Source organism: Streptomyces klenkii, from assembly GCF_003626645.1.
Lineage (GTDB): Bacteria > Actinomycetota > Actinomycetes > Streptomycetales > Streptomycetaceae > Streptomyces > Streptomyces klenkii.
Map to the genome: position 1 here is coordinate 1 of NZ_RBAM01000033.1, position 16,856 is coordinate 16,856.

Annotated in this window: 7 protein-coding genes and 10 pseudogenes; 13 read left to right on the forward strand and 4 right to left on the reverse strand. The window is 61.8% G+C overall.

Annotated elements, in window-relative coordinates; genetic code table 11:
- The 7 genes and pseudogenes from D7231_RS37935 to D7231_RS38755 form a co-directional block, all read left to right on the forward strand.
- Window positions 1-153, forward strand: a pseudogene (locus tag D7231_RS37935) (IS5/IS1182 family transposase); the annotation flags it as partial.
- A 258-nt stretch (window positions 154-411) separates the two neighbouring features.
- A pseudogene (locus D7231_RS33480) lies at window positions 412-950 on the forward strand (winged helix-turn-helix domain-containing protein); the annotation flags it as partial.
- A gap of 81 nt (window positions 951-1,031) precedes the next feature.
- Window positions 1,032-2,606 (forward strand): ISL3 family transposase, encoded by a 1,575-nt coding sequence (locus D7231_RS33485; protein ID WP_242000057.1) that lies wholly within the window; start codon window positions 1,032-1,034, stop codon window positions 2,604-2,606.
- 48 nt (window positions 2,607-2,654) lie between these two features.
- Window positions 2,655-3,182 (forward strand): annotated as a pseudogene (locus D7231_RS33490) (transposase); the annotation flags it as partial.
- 261 nt (window positions 3,183-3,443) lie between these two features.
- Window positions 3,444-4,700, forward strand: a complete 1,257-nt coding sequence (locus D7231_RS33495) for a M12 family metallo-peptidase (RefSeq protein ID WP_158673869.1) — start codon at window positions 3,444-3,446, stop codon at window positions 4,698-4,700.
- 868 nt (window positions 4,701-5,568) lie between these two features.
- Window positions 5,569-5,703, forward strand: a pseudogene (locus D7231_RS38750) (IS5/IS1182 family transposase); the annotation flags it as partial.
- Between the two features lie 24 nt (window positions 5,704-5,727).
- Window positions 5,728-6,006: pseudogene (locus D7231_RS38755) on the forward strand (transposase family protein); the annotation flags it as partial.
- Between the two features lie 313 nt (window positions 6,007-6,319).
- Here D7231_RS38755 and D7231_RS38645 read toward each other — a convergent pair.
- A pseudogene (locus D7231_RS38645) lies at window positions 6,320-6,613 on the reverse strand (IS630 family transposase); the annotation flags it as partial.
- Window positions 6,614-6,646: 33 nt separating this feature from the next.
- On the opposite strand from D7231_RS38645, the gene D7231_RS36685 reads away from it, so the two are divergent.
- The 4 genes from D7231_RS36685 to D7231_RS36310 all read left to right on the forward strand — a co-directional run bounded on the left by D7231_RS36685 (window position 6,647) and on the right by D7231_RS36310 (window position 11,585).
- Window positions 6,647-6,910 (forward strand): transposase, encoded by a 264-nt coding sequence (locus tag D7231_RS36685; RefSeq protein WP_158673870.1) that lies wholly within the window; start codon window positions 6,647-6,649, stop codon window positions 6,908-6,910.
- Window positions 6,911-6,999: 89 nt separating this feature from the next.
- Window positions 7,000-8,349: a hypothetical protein gene (locus D7231_RS36305; RefSeq protein WP_147449842.1), complete on the forward strand. Its 1,350-nt coding sequence runs from the start codon at window positions 7,000-7,002 to the stop codon at window positions 8,347-8,349.
- Window positions 8,350-8,533: 184 nt separating this feature from the next.
- A complete protein-coding gene (locus tag D7231_RS38650) occupies window positions 8,534-8,785 on the forward strand; it encodes a transposase family protein (RefSeq protein ID WP_158673871.1) in 252 nt (83 codons plus the stop codon).
- Window positions 8,786-10,040: 1,255 nt separating this feature from the next.
- The gene (locus D7231_RS36310) at window positions 10,041-11,585 is read left to right on the forward strand and encodes an SGNH/GDSL hydrolase family protein (protein ID WP_147449843.1); all 1,545 of its coding nucleotides are present in this window, start codon (window positions 10,041-10,043) and stop codon (window positions 11,583-11,585) included.
- Window positions 11,586-11,663: 78 nt separating this feature from the next.
- On the opposite strand, the pseudogene D7231_RS33520 reads toward D7231_RS36310, so the two are convergent.
- Both D7231_RS33520 and D7231_RS33525 read right to left on the reverse strand, forming a co-directional pair.
- A pseudogene (locus D7231_RS33520) lies at window positions 11,664-12,458 on the reverse strand (ISAzo13 family transposase); the annotation flags it as partial.
- Window positions 12,459-13,279 (reverse strand): annotated as a pseudogene (locus D7231_RS33525) (transposase family protein).
- 704 nt (window positions 13,280-13,983) lie between these two features.
- On the opposite strand from D7231_RS33525, the gene D7231_RS36315 reads away from it, so the two are divergent.
- A complete protein-coding gene (locus D7231_RS36315) occupies window positions 13,984-15,138 on the forward strand; it encodes a hypothetical protein (protein ID WP_147449844.1) in 1,155 nt (384 codons plus the stop codon).
- Between the two features lie 46 nt (window positions 15,139-15,184).
- Here D7231_RS36315 and D7231_RS38655 read toward each other — a convergent pair.
- Window positions 15,185-16,209: pseudogene (locus tag D7231_RS38655) on the reverse strand (winged helix-turn-helix domain-containing protein).
- A gap of 146 nt (window positions 16,210-16,355) precedes the next feature.
- On the opposite strand from D7231_RS38655, the pseudogene D7231_RS37945 reads away from it, so the two are divergent.
- Window positions 16,356-16,539, forward strand: a pseudogene (locus D7231_RS37945) (IS5/IS1182 family transposase); the annotation flags it as partial.
- Window positions 16,540-16,856 lie beyond the last annotated feature (317 nt).

A 16,856-nucleotide genomic window follows, 5' to 3' on the forward strand; every position in this document is an offset into this window, starting at 1 on the left:
ACAGTGGAACGCTGCGTCAGCAAACTGAAACAGCACCGGGCAGTCGCGACCCGCTTCGACAAGCGCGACTACATCTTCCACGGCACCCTGGCCACCGCCGCCATCGTCATCTGGCTCCGCGACCTCACCAAAGAGCCATCAGACACTGCCTAGGCCGTTTCTTTTGGATCAGTGTGTTGATCAGGGAAAGTCTGCCGCGACGAGGGTCAAGGCAAGCGATCTTGCTGTCCCATCCGGTTCGATGCAGTTTCTTCCCTACTCTGTCGGCGGGCCCTGGGTCCGTGCATGCCGGGCGCACAGTGCCCGCCCGTGTCACCGGCGTTGCGGCGGTTCACCCGGGCGCGTTACTGACCTTGAAGGTGGGTTGTCGTAGGGGCTGACGGCCGGTGTCCGTCGCGGTATGCCGAGGCTATGAGGTATCCGCAGGGTGGTGGGCTGACTGATGAACGGCGGCAGTTCCGTGAGCGGATCCGCCTGGAAGCGGCCCAGATGTTTGCTGACGGGCAGTCGAACGGCCTGGTCGCCAAGCGGTTACGGGTGAGTGTTCGGTCGGTCCAGCGGTGGCGACGAGCCTACGAAGCCGGCGGAGAGATCGGACTGTGGTCGAAAGGTTCTGCCGGTCGGCCGAAACTGAGCGACCAGCTGTTCGCGGCGCTGGAGGCAGAGCTGGACAAAGGCCCTGTCGCGCACGGCTGGCCGGACCAGAGGTGGACCCTGGCGAGGATCAGGACCTTGATCGGCCGCCGGTTCCACAAGAGCTTCACGCTCTCCGGCATTGCCCAGATGCTCCGGCGCCACGGCTGGAGCCACCAGGTTCCCGCACGACGGGCCCTTGAGCGGGATGAGGAGGCCATCAGCGGGTGGGTGAAGGAGACGTGGCCACTGGTGGAAGCGCCGCGGCGGCGCTCGGGGCCTGGATCGTCTTCGAGGACGAGGCCGGCTTCTCGATGGGCTCAGTCAAGATTTCCGTGAAGGGGTGACGTTGCGTCACCTTGGTGGCATGGTCGGTTGTGTGTGACGACTTGCTCGGCATGGTGTTCCCGCATCTGGAAAAGGTGCTGGTGGAACGGGTGTGGGTCGAGGGTGACGTGGTGCGGGTCAGGGCCCGCACCCAGGGAGGCGTGTTGGCTTGCCCGGACTGCGGCGTTCTCTCGTGCCGGGTCCACAGCCGCTATCGGCGGCACCTGGGCGATATGGCGGTCGGCGGGCGTCCGGTGGTCATCGACCTGTTGGTGCGCCGGTTTTTCTGCGATGCGGCGGAGTGCGCGCGGCGCACCTTCGTTGAGCAGGTCGAGGGGCTGACCACCCGGTACGGACGCCGCACCGTTGTGCTGCTGGAAGTAGTGCAGGCGATCGCCCTGGCGCTGGCCGGCAGAGCCGGTGCACGGCTCGCTGGAGTGCTTCATATCGTCGTCAGCCGGGTCACGTTGCTGAATGTGCTGATGGCGCTGCCCGACCCGTGCCTTCACTCGCCTCGGGTGCTGGGAGTGGATGACTTCGCCACCCGGCGCGGCCGGAAGTACGGAACCGTGCTGGTGGACGTCGAGACGCATGCCGTGCTGGATCTGCTGCCCGGCCGGGAGAAGGAACCCTTGGTGAACTGGTTGACCGGCCACTGCGGCATCGAGTTGATCTGCCGGGACCGGGCCGGCGCCTATGCCGAGGCCGCCCGCACTGGAGCACCTGGCGCACAACAAGTCGCCGATCGATGGCATTTATGGGACAACTTGACCACCGCCGTCGAACGCACCGTGATCGCCCACCGTCCTTGTCTGCAGGCCCCCGAGCCCAGCGATGCCGACACACGCCGGCGCATGGCCACGGCGCCACCCTCGATACTCAATCCGGATACCGGCATGGAGAAATGGCTGGTCACCCGGACGCGGGAGCGTCACAAAGCGGTCCACAGGTTGCTGGCCCCGGGCTGGACGATCAGCGCGATCGGGCGGGAGCTGGGGCTGGCCCGGCACACCGCGGAACGCTATGCCCACTGCGAGAACCTCGACGGGCTCATCGACCGGTCGCTTCGCACTACGCGTCTGGACGACTACAAGCCTTACCTCATCCGGCGCTGGAACGAGGGATGCGCCGACGCGGCCCAGCTCTTCCGGGAGATCTGTGCCCAGGGATACCCCGGCCGCACCCCGCAAGCGGTCCGCCGCTATCTCCGCCCGCTTCGGACCGGTCTCGGGACGATCCGGTCGCCGGCACCTGCCCTCAAGCCCCAGCAGGTCACCAACTGGATCACGTGGAATCCCCAGCATCTGCGTGCCGACGAGGAACACCAGCTCAGCGAAGTACTCGCCCGTTGCCCTGAGCTGACGGCAGCCCGCACTCACGTGCACGCCTTCGCACGGATGGTCTGCGACCTCCGTGGGGACAACCTCACTGCATGGACGGCCGCAGTCCGCACCGATGACCTGCCAGCCTTCCACACTTTCGCCGATGGACTGCAACGCGACTACGACGCCGTCACCGCAGGACTGACACTGCCCTGGAGTTCCGGGCCCGTCGAAGGACACGTCAACCGGATCAAGACGCTCAAGCGACAGATGTACGGACGCGCTGGGCTCCCTCTGCTCCGCAAGCGCGTCCTCCTGGCATGACCATCCTCACGCAACGTCACCCCTTCACGGAAATCTTGACTGAGCCTCTCGATGACGCCGCCCACCACCCGCACCTGGGCCCGGCGCGGGCACACTCCGGTGATCCGGGTCCGGGGACGGTCTCAGCGCCGGGTCTCCCTCGCCGCGATGTGCTGCTACAAACACGGCGAACGCTCCCGCCTGATCTACCGGCCCATGTTCCACAAGGACCACAGGACGAAAGAACGCCGCAGCTTTGCCTGGACCGACTTCCGGGACCTGCTCGTGGTCGCCCACAAACAGCTCCAGGGCCCGATCGTGCTGATCTGGGACAACCTCAACACGCATCGTGCGGCCGGGCTGCGGGACTTCGTCGCCACTCACGACTGGGTCACCCTCTTCCACCTGCCGCCCTACGCGCCAGAACTGAACCCCGTCGAGGGCATCTGGTCGCTGCTGCGACGCAGCAGCCAGGCCAACACTGCCTTCACCGATCCCGACCACCTCGTCCGAGTACTGCGTCACGGGCTCCGTCAGATCCAATACCGCGGCCACCTGATCGACGGCTGCATGACCGCAACCGGCCTCCCAACCTGACGACAACACCGCTGAAAGGTCAGTAACGGTGTGGCCAACTGCTCCTCTTTCTCACACAGTGAAAGCGATCTACCTACAGGCCCGATTTTGCCGTAGGGCCCTGGTTCTTATGCTGCACCGCTGTCCTGTCTTCGCCAAGGGAGCAAGATGAGAAGAGTTCTCGGATGCGCGCTGGTAGTCACCGCGCTCCTTGCCGGTTCCACGGTTCATGTCTCGGCTTCTCCGGGAGATACAAGGTCCCGGGCGCCAGGGAGGGCCGAGGTGCTCGACCTATTCACGAACATCCAGGAAACAGGAACTGCCGGGCGGCGTACAGCAGACATCAATTGGGATGTCCTGAAGCAACTGGTCTGCGGCCAGAGCGCGCCCCCACCTCAGGTCAGGATCTCCCTGGGGGACGGCAACAGTCTCGTCGTCAGCGCGGGAACCTCCTCGACCGTGCTCGATGACCAGGGGCACCAACAACGGCACTGGGCGGCCACAGATGTGAAGTCCTCGGATGTCGATGCCGAACTGACCACCGGCAACAGCCTGTGCACGGGGGGCAATGGCCCAATTGACCTCGCGGGCGATGTCAGCACATCATCCACGGGTTACGGGATCTCAAGTATCGACGACCAGCCGGGGAAGGTTTCCATCCGCGGTATGAAGGAGCCCGCTGACGAGGGCGACGATCAGGTACCGGGCTCTGCTCCCCTCTCCTCGGACACTTCTTCGGGCTCTGCATCGCAAGGGGTCCTCTCCCTGTCCGAGAGTATCGGGAAGGTTCAGAGCATCGGGTTGAAACAGCCTTTGGTCACGGAGATCACTGTGCTCGTCGCCTCGACACGCAACTTCACCATGGGGGCCGGCGGGCCGAGGGCAGCCGGGGAAAGGATCCGGAACGAGGTCTACGCTCTCAATGATGCCCTCGCCAGGAGCGGTGTGCCGGCACGGTTCAGGCTGGTGGGCCGCCTCGAAGTTCCCTACCAAGAAGCGGAGAAAATAGGCGTCGATCTCCAGAGGCTGTCCGACCCGCGCCCCACAAACCCCTACCTGCAACCGGTCCGCACCTACCGGAATACGGTGAGAGCCGACGTGGTAACCCTGGTAACCGATACCGTCTACTCTCCCAGAATCCTCGGAGTCGCCCAAGGCACACCTCGCGTGATCGCCCGTGGCCTGCCGGGATCCACCTCCGAGACGAACGCATACAACGTGGTCACGCTCAACGGCTTCCCGAAGCACACATTCCAGCATGAAATGGGCCACCTGCTGGCAGCATTCCACGACTGGGTGGTCGAACCACGTACCAACCCCTACCACCCGAATAACCACGGGTACTGCGACCCCCAGAACGGATTCAGGGACATCATGACCTATCCCAAGTGCTGCCCGAACTGCCCGAAGGTGCCGTACTTCTCGAACCCGGACCTGCGATATAATGGTGCACCCCTGGGATCCACCGGCGGGCCGCGCCCCTCCAACCTGGCCAGAGTGTTCAGCCTCACCGCCCCCATCGTCGCAACTTATCGCTGAACCCCACCGCAACACCGGAGCAGCGGATTTTTTCAAATGGGTGCTGGTTTCTTGGCGTTCGGGTTCATGATCTGCGGTACATCGGCAAGGCTCTTGAGGCCCGGCCATGTGGGTTCCGGAGCTGTGCAAAGCCCGGGTGTACTTGGGTGAGGGACTTTGTCGTCGTCGGCGACGCCCTCGCCCCTACCGCTGCGTCAGGGCGATGAGCCGCGCTACTCACGGCAAGCACACGAAGTACGGGATGCATGTGTAGGTTATCGCCTGGCCAGAGCGAGGCCTCTCTGTGGTTCTCTCGCGTGGTGCCCGGTTGCCTCCGCAGTCCGTCCACAGCCCGGGCCCATGGCATGGTCAGGCCCGCCCGGCCGGCCGGAAATCTCATCCTTCCCAGCCAGTGTGGCTCTCAGCATCGGCGCCATCGTTCGCATCGCCTACTGCCCGCATCGCGGGCTGCCGGGGCACAACAGCGGTGCAACCGAGCCCGTCCCCGTCTCCAGATCCCCGGTGAACATGCCTTCGCCCAGCTGTGATCCCAACAGCGCGTCCTCCGGCAGGTACGCCGCCCGAGCCTCCTCATCAGCACATCATCCAGGCTGCCCATACCCTCGCGATGTGCGAGAACTCAAGTGGGAAGAGGTTACTGAACCTCTTCCCACCTGCCTCTTGAAGGGCGAAGAACCTGGTCAAAAGGGGGTTGGTGACAGGGCAGGGCCCCTCGTCAGCGTGGCGATTCCCCCTCATCGCACCAGCGTCCAAAGGGCCCTGTTGGGCTCATATCCTGCCACGCTCGTTGTCGCGCACGAGCTCGTCGAGCATGCACTCGTGGTAAATCCACACCCGCCAACGTGAATGGAAGTCGCTGTGGCGGAGGTTGAGCCGTTTCAAGCGAGCCCTCCTGATGCTGGCACATCTGCGGAAGAACGAGACGTTCGCCCAGGTCAAGGCCGCCTCCAGGGTGTCTGAGCCCGTGGCCCAGCGATACCTCAACGACACGCTCGAACTCCTCGCAGTCCGGTCAACCGGATCCCGTAAGACCGTAGTAGGGCTGGGTGAGGGCAGCTCCTCGTTGTTGACGGGATGCTGATCCCGACCGATCGGATCGCCGTAGAGGAGCCGTACTCCTCGCAGAAACACAAGCAGCATGACGTGAACGCGGAAGGTCACCGCTCGTCCGGACGGAACTCCGCTGTGGTTCTCGCGCGTTGCCCGGCCGCACCCGCTGCCTGACCGGCATCAGAGCCCTCGGTGTCCTCCAGCAGTGTCTGACCACGAGCGTCCTCGTCCTGCCGACCGTGCGTACCAGGATGCTGTCAGGTCGTGAGGGCGGCCGGGCAACGTGCGCGAGAACCGTAGCGGGATCCCGTGAGGGCGGGCGATGACCTGACAGTGTCCCGCGCCCACAGCATCGTCCATGCCTGCCTGACCAGGGGCATCTTCATCCTGGCCGACCGTGCGTACGAGAGCGCCGCGGCACGGTTTGCACTACAGACGCCGCGGCGATCTTATTCAGGAAGAGGACGCGGTCCCGACAACCGCCGAAGGGAGTCCGCCCACGACGGCCAGAGCGACGACCCACCATGAGGACACCACCCTCCCCCCAAGGACTAGGAAGGAGAATATACCTCCGCCCAGCCGTGCGCGGCCGGCCCCTGCTCCAGGGCTTGGGCCAGCCACGCTCGCCAGGCGGGTTTCATCCGCGACGGCCGTCCGGACGGCCCCTTCGAACGCAGCGCTTCCACACCTCCCTCCCGCCACACCGCATACCAGGCATACGCCGACTTCCACGACACTCACAGCCGCTTCGCCCCCACCGGCGGCGGAACCTGCCGAGCGAACAACCCAGCAGCTTCACAAGGCACTTGCTCCCTCACAGCCCGCTGTTTCGGGGTCAGGCCACCCCCATCGGGATACCGCACACCTACCGTCATACACCCGCAGGCTGATCCCCCGTGACCCCGAAACGAAGACCTCAAAAGCGCCCCGAATCCCTGCTTGGTGACAAGGGCTACGACAGCAACCCGAACCGGCATGAGCTGCGGAAACGCGGCATCCTGCCGGCCATCTCCCGTAAAGACTCACCCGACATCCACGGCCTGGGCAAGCTCCGCTACGTCGTCGAGCAGACCTTCGCCCTCTTCCACCAGTTCAACCGTCTCCGCACGGTCCAGTGCCCAGAGCACCTCTCGACGAATTCCTCACCGAATCCGGCCTGACATCAACCACATTGCACCAAAGATCAGCAACCACTCGGAGTCTATGCATGAAAACTCTTCGCACAATTTCGCTAGCAATCACTGCCTCATTGATTCTCGCCATCCCGTTCACCGCGCACGCAGCCAACAGTTCAGAGCCAAAGGACGCGCCGAAGATTCACTGTTACAATAAAAACGAGGCGCAAAAGGACGAGTTCCAGAAATACCCCCCCTTGGTTCGCCAGCACGGCAATGACGGGGGATGGATCATGAACGATACAGGCAAACCTGTGACGATTATGGCGTACCCCAAGACAGCGAATGTATACCGTGACGTTGCACTGGCGGTCGCAGACCTCTTTTCGAGCTCCCTTAAGAGTTACACAGGCTACCAGGACGTCGCCGACACTCTCAAGAAAATCAAGGAAGGCAAAAACCTCTTGGGGCCGTCTGGTGCAGCGGAGGCATCGTGGGTTCTCTCAAAAACCTACGATGGTAAAAAAGGTGACCAAGAAACGGTATGGAAGGCGATCCAGGCATACCTTCAAAACCTGGATAAAAAAATGGTCAAAATCCCAGCCCACTGCCTCACAGACCTTCGAGGGGACGACAGGTGGAGCCTGTCGGGTTTTTCGAGCTACTTTTCCGTACTTGGGTGGTATGGCGTCCTGAGTAAGCCTGCGGACGAAGAGATCCTTGAAGCACAGCAATGCCTAGAGGAAAGCAAAAATGTCTGTACGAAGGGCTACTACCTCAACTTCGACCGCCTAGGTAACAGCAAGTCGTACTGGATTAACGATTTCCTCGGGGGGTCGGGCGGAGTTTCTGAAATGAAGGCTACACGCAAAAAGCCAGGGGCAGGCCAAGCTAATGTCGTTGTCGGTATGGATCGCTCTGGGGGTGTTCTCGCTAAATGGAAGGCTCTTCCTCCCCTGCCCAAGCCGCGAGATGTCTCCGGGACGTACACGGTCGACTTCACGCCGAGCAAGGGACATAAACTGATCGGCTATGCAACTTCAAATGGTTCCTTTGACTTCATCGCCGACCCGGCCCAGGCAACCCTGATGAATATCAATGGTAAAAATGAAACCGCCGCAGGTCACGTTGACCTAGGCGGGAAGAAAACCCTCACAAAGGAAGGGCAGCAAACCCCGATCACGACGGGTGCAGGCGGCGAACTGAAACTCACTATCCCCCAGGAAGGAGAGTCCCAGCTTATTCGGTTCAAATTTAACGGCAGGGTGGAATCCGGGAGGAATCGCCCTCCTGGCGCAGAGGAGAACAACCCCCTGGTGAACCGATCGCTAATCTCCCTACTTAGCGACAAAAAGGGAGAATCGGCCAGCTCTGGAGAGGTTAAGTGTACGAACGTAAACCAAAAGAGCTGGGATTGCATGAAGAATTGGGATAAGGGGAAGGGTAGGTACATCCTAAGGTTCGGAATCACCAAGAACTCATAACATGATCACAGCCGGTATTCCCTAAAGGCGTCTCCGGCAGACGAGACCGAAGGCCAAGGGTTTGAAGCCATCGTGCAGCTCGGTCGGCGGTCTCGGTGCGGAGCGTGTGCAGCGTCGGACCGGCTATGGTCCTGGCTGGATCTGTGACCGCAGGTGCAGACCCTGGCCTTCGCCAGGAGCTCTGGTGACGCTGGTGCACCTGCGGGAGCACATCACCCTGGCCACGCTCGCGGCCAGCTTCCGAATGAGCGAGAGCAGCGCTCACACCTGCGTATGCAGCGTGACCGTACTGCCCGCCGCGCGGGCTCCGTCGCTCACCCGGGCCCTGCGCAATGCCTGCCCCGAGCAACGTGCTGGTGAACGCAGCAGCGCCAGGTGCAACCGCGAGCCTTTTTCATGTGTATGGCCTGCTGGTGGGGCGGTAGCGGTGTGTTGACCACGGCGTGACGAACGGGGCATCCCCGCCGGTTGGCGGGTCACCACAACCATGCCTCACCCGCGGAAATGCCCCGTGTTCTCCTATCCTGCCGCATGCGATCTCGACGAGGAGCTCCTGGAACTGGTGACGATGGCGATCGCGCCCTGCGACGGAGGGCGTGCCTGCCGGCTCCATCCGTACGACTGGGCGGCGAAGGCCCGCCGTTCCTGCAGGGCTCTGCGTTTACAGGTCGCGATGAAGAACTCCGCGAGGGCGCTGTCCGTGCTGCTGCCGACCGCGCTCATGCACTGGATCACGCCAGCCTGGCAGCAGGCTGTGGCGAAGGACTGGGCTCCCGGCCGATCAGGTCCGGGCCCCTCGCGGCGGCCGGCCCGGGGACAGTGGTGCGATCGCGGCTCCGTGTCCGCGTACTCGTTGGAGTGCTCAGCCGCGTATACGGGTGAGAGCGGACAAGCCAAGCTCCCGGTAGGCAGACGGGAGGGGTGGGTCTTGCAAGTCCGTCCAAAAGGACGCGGCCGCGTCCGTGGACAACGGACTCTGTCACTGATCTTGTGACGCAGCGGGTTCAGGTCCGCAGGAGGGTGCGGGAGTGGAGGAAGTCGAGTTTGGCTCGGCCGTATCCGGCGCGCTTGAGGAGCTTGACTCTCGTGACCTGACGGGAGTTCCAGGTGGTCGACAAGCCCGGCGTAGTCGTAGTCGTGCAGAAAGCCTGTCAGCGAACTGCCGCAGGTGAGAAAGGTCGTGCTGGCGGGCCTGCTTGCTCCGGGCGGGAAGGTCGTCGCCTCGGTGATCGTGCATGAGAGGGCGGCGAGAGAGCAGATGTGCCGCCGGTCTCGTCGAGCTGGAGGCAGGCCGCCTGTACTTCTTTCAGACCGACGACGACGTCGGGCCAGAGGTTTTCCGGGTGGCTCATGATCCCGCGCAGGGCCCTTCGCGGTTTCTCGTTCGTGAACAGCTCGTCCAGCCCGTCACGCTCCCAGATCGCCGTTGTACCGCGCACGTTGCTTGCCCGCACGGTCAACGAAGGAGTTCTATGCCCAGTCCCCGACCCCAACGCCATCGCGGCCTCCCGTTGACCGCTCGATCCTCCCCGCTCCTCTCAGTAGACCGCCATATGCAGATCAAGAGGAACGGAGGCGGCAAGCTTCACATCACCGGGCGAACATCGCCAACGGTATTCCGAAAGTAAGGGAGATCCGTTGATTAGACACTCCCCATACACGGTGCGACTCTCGAGAGAAACGGAGACCCAGTGAAAGAGTTCAGCAAAGGCATCCCCGGAATCTATGTCGGACAGCGGTCAAGGAATGTACTTATCGGGCTGATGGTTGTCGGGCTGATGTGCCCCTCCCTCATGGAGGCAGCCGCCGAGGACAAAGATACACCATCACAACGTCTGGCCAAGCTCCCAGCAGTGGTCTCCATGGGTGACAGTTTCATTTCTGGGGAAGCCGGTAGATGGAATGGAAATGGAGGGGCCTGGAATTCTGATCAGTTTACCGACCGCAATGGAAGCGATCGCGCATACAATCCACAAAAATCATCGGATATGAAACCATCAGATTGGCACAATCCGAAATGGATCTATGGGGCACACTACACGCCGGACGGATGCCATCGTTCCGATGTTTCGGAAATCATCAGTTCCACCTCTAAGGTAGTTCCGAGTATGAATGACCCCAAGTACGGAGAAAAACCGGACAGCGGGCGCCCCCTGGGCAGAGCGAACGCCAAGATCAACGAAGAAATGGTGAAACCAGTAAACGTTGCCTGTTCCGGCGCCAAGGCCAAGCATCTTTACGAAACCCCATTCCAAAAAGAGAGCAAAGAGAAAAAAGAAGCCATCCTCACTCAGAATGCAGAACTAGGAGGGGTGGCGAAAAAATACAATGTTAAGATGATCGTGCTGTCGATTGGCGGAAACGACATCGGATTCTCCGATGTCATCAAAAAATGCGTGGCAGCATGGATCGTCAACTCTACTTGCGAGAAAGAACAGGGCGCCAAAGTAGAAAAACTCCTTCCGGAAGCCATCAGTAATATCAAAAAAGCAGTGACTGCCGTTCATAAAACCATGGAAGGCTCGGGCTACAAAAGGTCAGAATACCGTTTGGTCCTGCAGTCCTACCCAAACGTCCTCCCCGGGAAGAACCGGCACAAAAATGAATACCTACCCCGCCTTAATGCTGGGTGCCCGTTCCAAGACTCGGACGCGATCTGGTCTCGCAATCTGACTAAGAAGCTGGAAAAGGAACTCCGAGAAATCGCCGTAGGTGACGAAGACGACTTCCTCGGCCTATCCGACGCTTTCTCAGGTCATGAGCTGTGCGCCGAAGAGGCATTCCAAACCAGTGATGCGAAATCCTCCAGGGAAACAACCGGCGAGCAGAAACATGCGCGGCCCACAGCCGGAAATAACGAATGGGTCCGCTCCATTTCCATTCCACAAGGCGCCATCACTGCTATCGCCAAATGGGTCACCAAAAATGCCACTTCCAAGGATCTGGAGTCCATTAACCCGCTCTTTTTTAAATTCATCCCTGGGCAAGGGGATATGACCGAGTTCCTCCACCCAAATTCCTTCGGCCAGCAAGCCCTCGGAACATGCCTGGCACTCTACTACAACCAGGCCAAGACTCAGCCGGACAAACTGCTGAACAGTACATGCAAAGGAAAATCAGGAATTGGGTATGATGGCCTCACCATCTCCTCCGTGACCAGGCCAAAGAAAACCCCGCCGGGCAGTTCCAAGACCCCACCAGCCAAAACGAAAACTCCATCCCCAGCCAAGAAATAACGGTCTCCACAAGGACCTTGAGTAGGACTTCATCCGCATCTGTCACAGCAGGGGTCGGCTGCGGCCGGTGATGGCGACGCGTCGTCCCTTGCGGAGCACGTAACGGTGCTGTTCGGCCGCTGCCGCCTGGGCCGCGGCCAACTGAGCCCGCAGCGATTCCAGTTCGTCCGGGCTCATGCCAGTCAGGCGGGGGTCGGCGAGCATCTGCAGGTTCCCGGCGCGGGCCTTTGCCCGTTCGTCGGCGCGCAGTGCGGGGGCGGTGGTGCCGGTCGGGTAGGAGCCCTCGCCGAGAGCGGCCCCGACATGCGGTCCGGTGCGGGTCGTGGTCGCGATGGTGGTGTTGAGGGCGATCTCGTGACTGGACAGGGGTCGTCCACGCCAGTTCATGGTGATGAGGGAGGACTGCCGGTGATCGATTTTGTTCTATTTCGACGTGCCCGGCGGAAAGTGGCAGGCCGTCACTGTCAGGCCGGTGTCGGCGACGAACACGGCCAGTTCGACATTCCATACCCTGTAGCGGTAGCTGTTGGAGCCCCCGGCGTCCGCGGTGATCAGCAGCCGGGATGCTGTGGGGTAGTCGTGCCCGCCGCGCGCCTGCCACCAGCGCCGGATCGAGGCGGCGGCGAATGCAGCAGTGTTGTGGTCAGTGCCGACGTTCACCCAGCCGGTGTTCGCCGTCATGTCGTAGATCCCGTACGGGATCACGGACTCCACGTGCGGGCCGGCGAAGGACCTGTGGTCCTCAACCTCGACCGGTTGTCCGGCCAGCCGCCATTCCCGTTCGAGCATCGGCAGTTGCCCGAACTGTTCCTTCTTCTTTGCGTCCATGCTGATCACCGGCTCGCTCGCGGCCTGGTGTTCCTTGAGCCTCTTTCATCCTGAATAGTCGCAGGTGAGGAGGGTGGGGATGGCTTGGACGATGCGGCTGATGCGGTTGGTGGAGCATTGGGTCCGGGGGAGGATCCGCCAGGTCTTCAGACAGGCTAAGGCTCGTTCGCCGGGAGCCCGGAGCCGGGCGTGGACGCAGTTGTAGCGCTGGTAGTGGTCGGGGAGTTCGCGGTGTCCCTTGCAGGAAGTGCGGACGGTGGCGCCGGCGTCCTGGTAGGCGCGGTCAGCCAGGACGGGGATTTCCCTGGTCAGACAGGCATGGACGATGCCGTGGGCTCGGGCCGCGGTCAGGTCGTGTGTGCAGCCGGGCAGCGCGCGGGAGAACCACAGCGGCGTCCCGTCCGCTATTGCGACAACCTGCACGTTCATCCTATGCCGCCGGTGCTTCTACGAGTAGTACGGCTCGTCCGCGGCAATGCGGTCGGTGGGGACCAGGGGGCCGTCAACGACGACGTCTCCTTCAACCAGTCCGACCAGAGCCTCGCACAGGCCCGGAGCCCATGCGGCCAGGATCTCGAGGGTCTCGTCCACGTACCGCCAGGCCGTCGCCTCCGACGCCCCGAAACCGACCCCCACCTGTGCGAACGTCTCGTTTTTCCGCAGATGCGGCGCCAGCAGGGCCTGCTCGAAACAACCCAGCCTCCGCCACGGCGACTTCAGCACCTGCCGGCGGGCGTGGATCAGCCAGGAGACCTGCTCGACGATCTCGTACGGGACGTCGAGTATGGAAGATACGGAACCAGCAGAGCCCCTTGGCGCCGGTGTCGAGTGAGATCAACACCCCAGCGACAAAGGGGCTCTGCCACGTCACCCACACCCCCTCCGACCAGCCCTCTCACTCCTTCCGAGCCAGGATGAAAGAGGTTCCTTACCTGCTCGTTGATATAGCGGAACTGCGCGTCCCAGCTCACCGCCAAAGCCTCCCGGCCGCCCGACTGGTACGCGCGCCACTACGTGCCGACCGCCGCTCCGCGACCCGGAACACCTCAGCCGCCTGCCGGTCCCCCTTCACCTGACCCGGCTCCAGTGCGGCCACCACACGCAGCCGCACCACCTCCCGCCCCGCCGGCGCCACCCGCCGCAGTTCCCCACTGTCGACCATCACCCGTCAACGAGGAAGGTAACCAAAAAGTTCCAGATCAATAACATACGACCTCTTTTGAACACCCATCCTTCTCATCTCATTCAGCAGCAGTCACCGCGCCAGACATCCTGAGGGATAAAAACAAGTAAAAGAATATTGCTACCTGGAGGGCATGCACCCGTGCGAAGGCTATCCATTACCGCTTTGGTATGCATCCTCATCGGAGTAGCGGCACCCACTAGGTCATTCGGGGAAAATTCCAATGGTGCCGACTCGGAATTTAAAAAAAATCACACGGCCGTAGCATCAGAAGGGTACTCATCCAGATATAAGGTAGCAGGAACTGGGGATCAGTCATACATTTCCCCTACGGGAAAGGGGAAGCGCTATCTACAGTATGACGAAAAAACAGAGAACGGTCGGAGAATGGCCATCGTAAAGGCCGAAGTGTACGAGCTGTTCCCAGGAGTCGGCGTTGCCCCTTCCGCTTGTCACCGCCCCAGCGAAAAGCTACTGGAACCCAAAGATAAGGCACAAAAGGATGTTGAATTTCTGGGCGCATTTGCCGACCTGATCGACGGGCTGAGCGAAAGTAAAAACCGGACAGTTCTAGACGTGCTAAAGGGGTTCGGGTCCACCAAAACTGTATCCGGAGACTTGCTATTCAAAAATGGTCGTGCACCAACACTGCCGGAGCTTATCGATGCACAAACAAGCGGCAAGATATTCGTAGGGGAAGAGGTAATCAGCGGAAAAGCCGCAGGAAAACCAGGCAGAATGCCATTCAATGTCATAATAACGCGCCCCGAAGCGAAAGGATGCGCGGCCAAGACCACGCACAGTGCAGTCTTGGCGGATGCCAAGGATGTTGCGGGAGGTGCTAATAAGCATGCCGATCGGGGACAGGGCTCCGTATCTGATTTGTACATGGATCCTTGGCGAGCAACGGCGACCGGGAATCAAGCTGACTCAAGGGTATTCAGCCCCCGCGGAACTCTTTACCATGAGCTCCTACATGCACTACGAAGTGCAGTGGGCATGAATGTGAAGCAGAAAGGAGGAACGTACTCGCTAAGCGGTCCACAAGCCTACAAGACCTACTTCTCGACGCATACCGCCATGAAGGCCGGTGACTTTGTCTCCTACAACGAGGAGCTCGAGGAGCAGATTATCGGATCGTCGCGTGCAGTATATCGAGCCCAAGGTCTCGAAAGCGTCGAAAAATCCTACGTCACAGAACTGAAGAAACTCCAATCCTCTGCCCGTGACCAGAAGGACACCTGGAACGGTAGCATTAAAATTGCCGAGAGTTTGGCAGGGCATTCATGGGAAGGTGACGTACGCGAATTCCGCGCCGGTTACCACGACCCGCAACGGTGCGGGTATTACGAGATCACCTTGAACGGCTGGAACCTGAAAGAAGATGTCCCTGTAGACCTGCTAAGAACCAAAACCAAAGGCGGGGAGAAAGGTAAAGCGTATGAGGCCGTTTCTCTAAGAGTCGAACCTCTCCCTTCGGGAGCGGCAAAAGACACAGGATTTCTCTCCAAAGTGAACGAGGCCAGGGTCAGCCGCCGATAGGAGCGCTTCACTTACAACGGCTACTGACTTTGTAGACGTGGTGTTGTTATGGGTGGAGCACGGTTGCGGTGAGGCACCCATCGATGAGGTGGCTGCGGTACTGGATCTGGCGGAGGCCGTGCCGTAAGGCACGGACGAGGTAGTCAGGGTCGATGAAGGCGGTGTTGGCCTGGCTGCTGCGTCTCCGCAGTGATCAGATGCCTTCGACGAGGTTGAGCGTCGGGTGCGTAGGACGGCAGGTGGAAGGCGGTCAGCCAGTCGTTGGCAGCGATGAAGTCGCGTATGCCGGCTGCGCGGTGGGTGTTGAGATTGTCCCAGGCAAACACGATCGGTGCTCCGAGCTGCCGATGGGCCGCGATGAGGAGGCCGCGGTAGTCCGTCCAGGCGAAGCTGCGGCGCTCTTTGGCCTTGTGGTCTTTGTGGGACCTGGGCCGGTAGATGAGGCGGGAGCGTTCGCCGGGTTCGTAGCAGCACAGCGCGGCCAGGGAGACCTGCTGCGGGCGTCCCCGGACTCGGACGACCGGAGTGTGCCCGCGTCTGGCTCAGATGCGGGTGGTGGGCAGCGTCATCGAGAAACCGGCTTCGTCTTCGAAGACGATGTAGGCCCCGAGCACCGCCGCGGTGCTTCCACCTGCGGCCAGACCTCGCCCTCCCGGCGATGGCCTCCTCGTCCCGCTCGAGCGCCCGCCGCGCGGGAACCTGGCGGGTCCACCCGTGCCGGTGAAGCATCTGCGCAATGCCGGGGAGCGTGATGCTCTTGTGGAAACGGCGGCCGCTCAAGAGTTTACTCCTCGCCAGAGTCCAGGTCCGGTCCGGCCAGCCGTGCGCGACGGGCCCTTTGTCCTCCTCCAACGCCGCGAACAGCTCGTCGCTCAGCTTCAGGCGTGACGCGGGCCCCGTCGAACGCAACGGCGGCTCCACGCCTGCTTCGTACACCCGCTGCCACCGCTGGACCGACCGCACGCTCACCCGTAATCGCTTCGCGATCACACCACTCGGCTGACCTCCGACGAACATCCCGGCCGCTTCCAGACGGACCCGCTCACGGAACTCCCGCCGCTCATCGGTCAGCCCACCACCCTGCGGATACCTAACGCTTCCGGCATACCGCGGTGATCACCGCCCGTCAGCCCCTACGACACCACGTCTACAAAGTCAGTAACGAGCTCGTGCGCAGTTGGCCGTAGCGCGCCCGGCTCCTTGATCGTTGTGCCAGCGTGGTGGGGATCGTTGAGCGGCTGGTGCCAGATGAGTTGTGGGAGTTATTCCAGTGTGTGGTGTCTGAGGTGCCGGCGCCGGTGCCGCGACCGGGAGGTGCTGGCCGCGATCGTGTTCGTGGCCACGTCCAGCACCTGGCAACAGCTGTCATCCGCATCGTTCGGGCCCTCGGGAGCGACGGCCCCACCGAGTCCGCAGCCGAGGCTGACGAAGTGCCACGGGGCGTCGAGCGAGAACCAGGGCGCCGGCCGTCGGCGGCCCGGCTCCAGTTGCACAGCATCTCGGTATTGACCCGAAGTCCTCGGCAACCGACTTGATCGTCACTCCCGGCCTCGACCGGGTACAACGCCACCGCGTCCGCCTTGAACTCCGGCGGGTAGTGCTTCATCACCATCTGTGCAGGACTCCTGCCCACCCGGACCATCAAGATCCAAGTGTCTCCGGTGTTCAAGATCCAGGGTCAAGGCCTTCTCCTACTGTAGGAGAAAGCACGCAAAGGC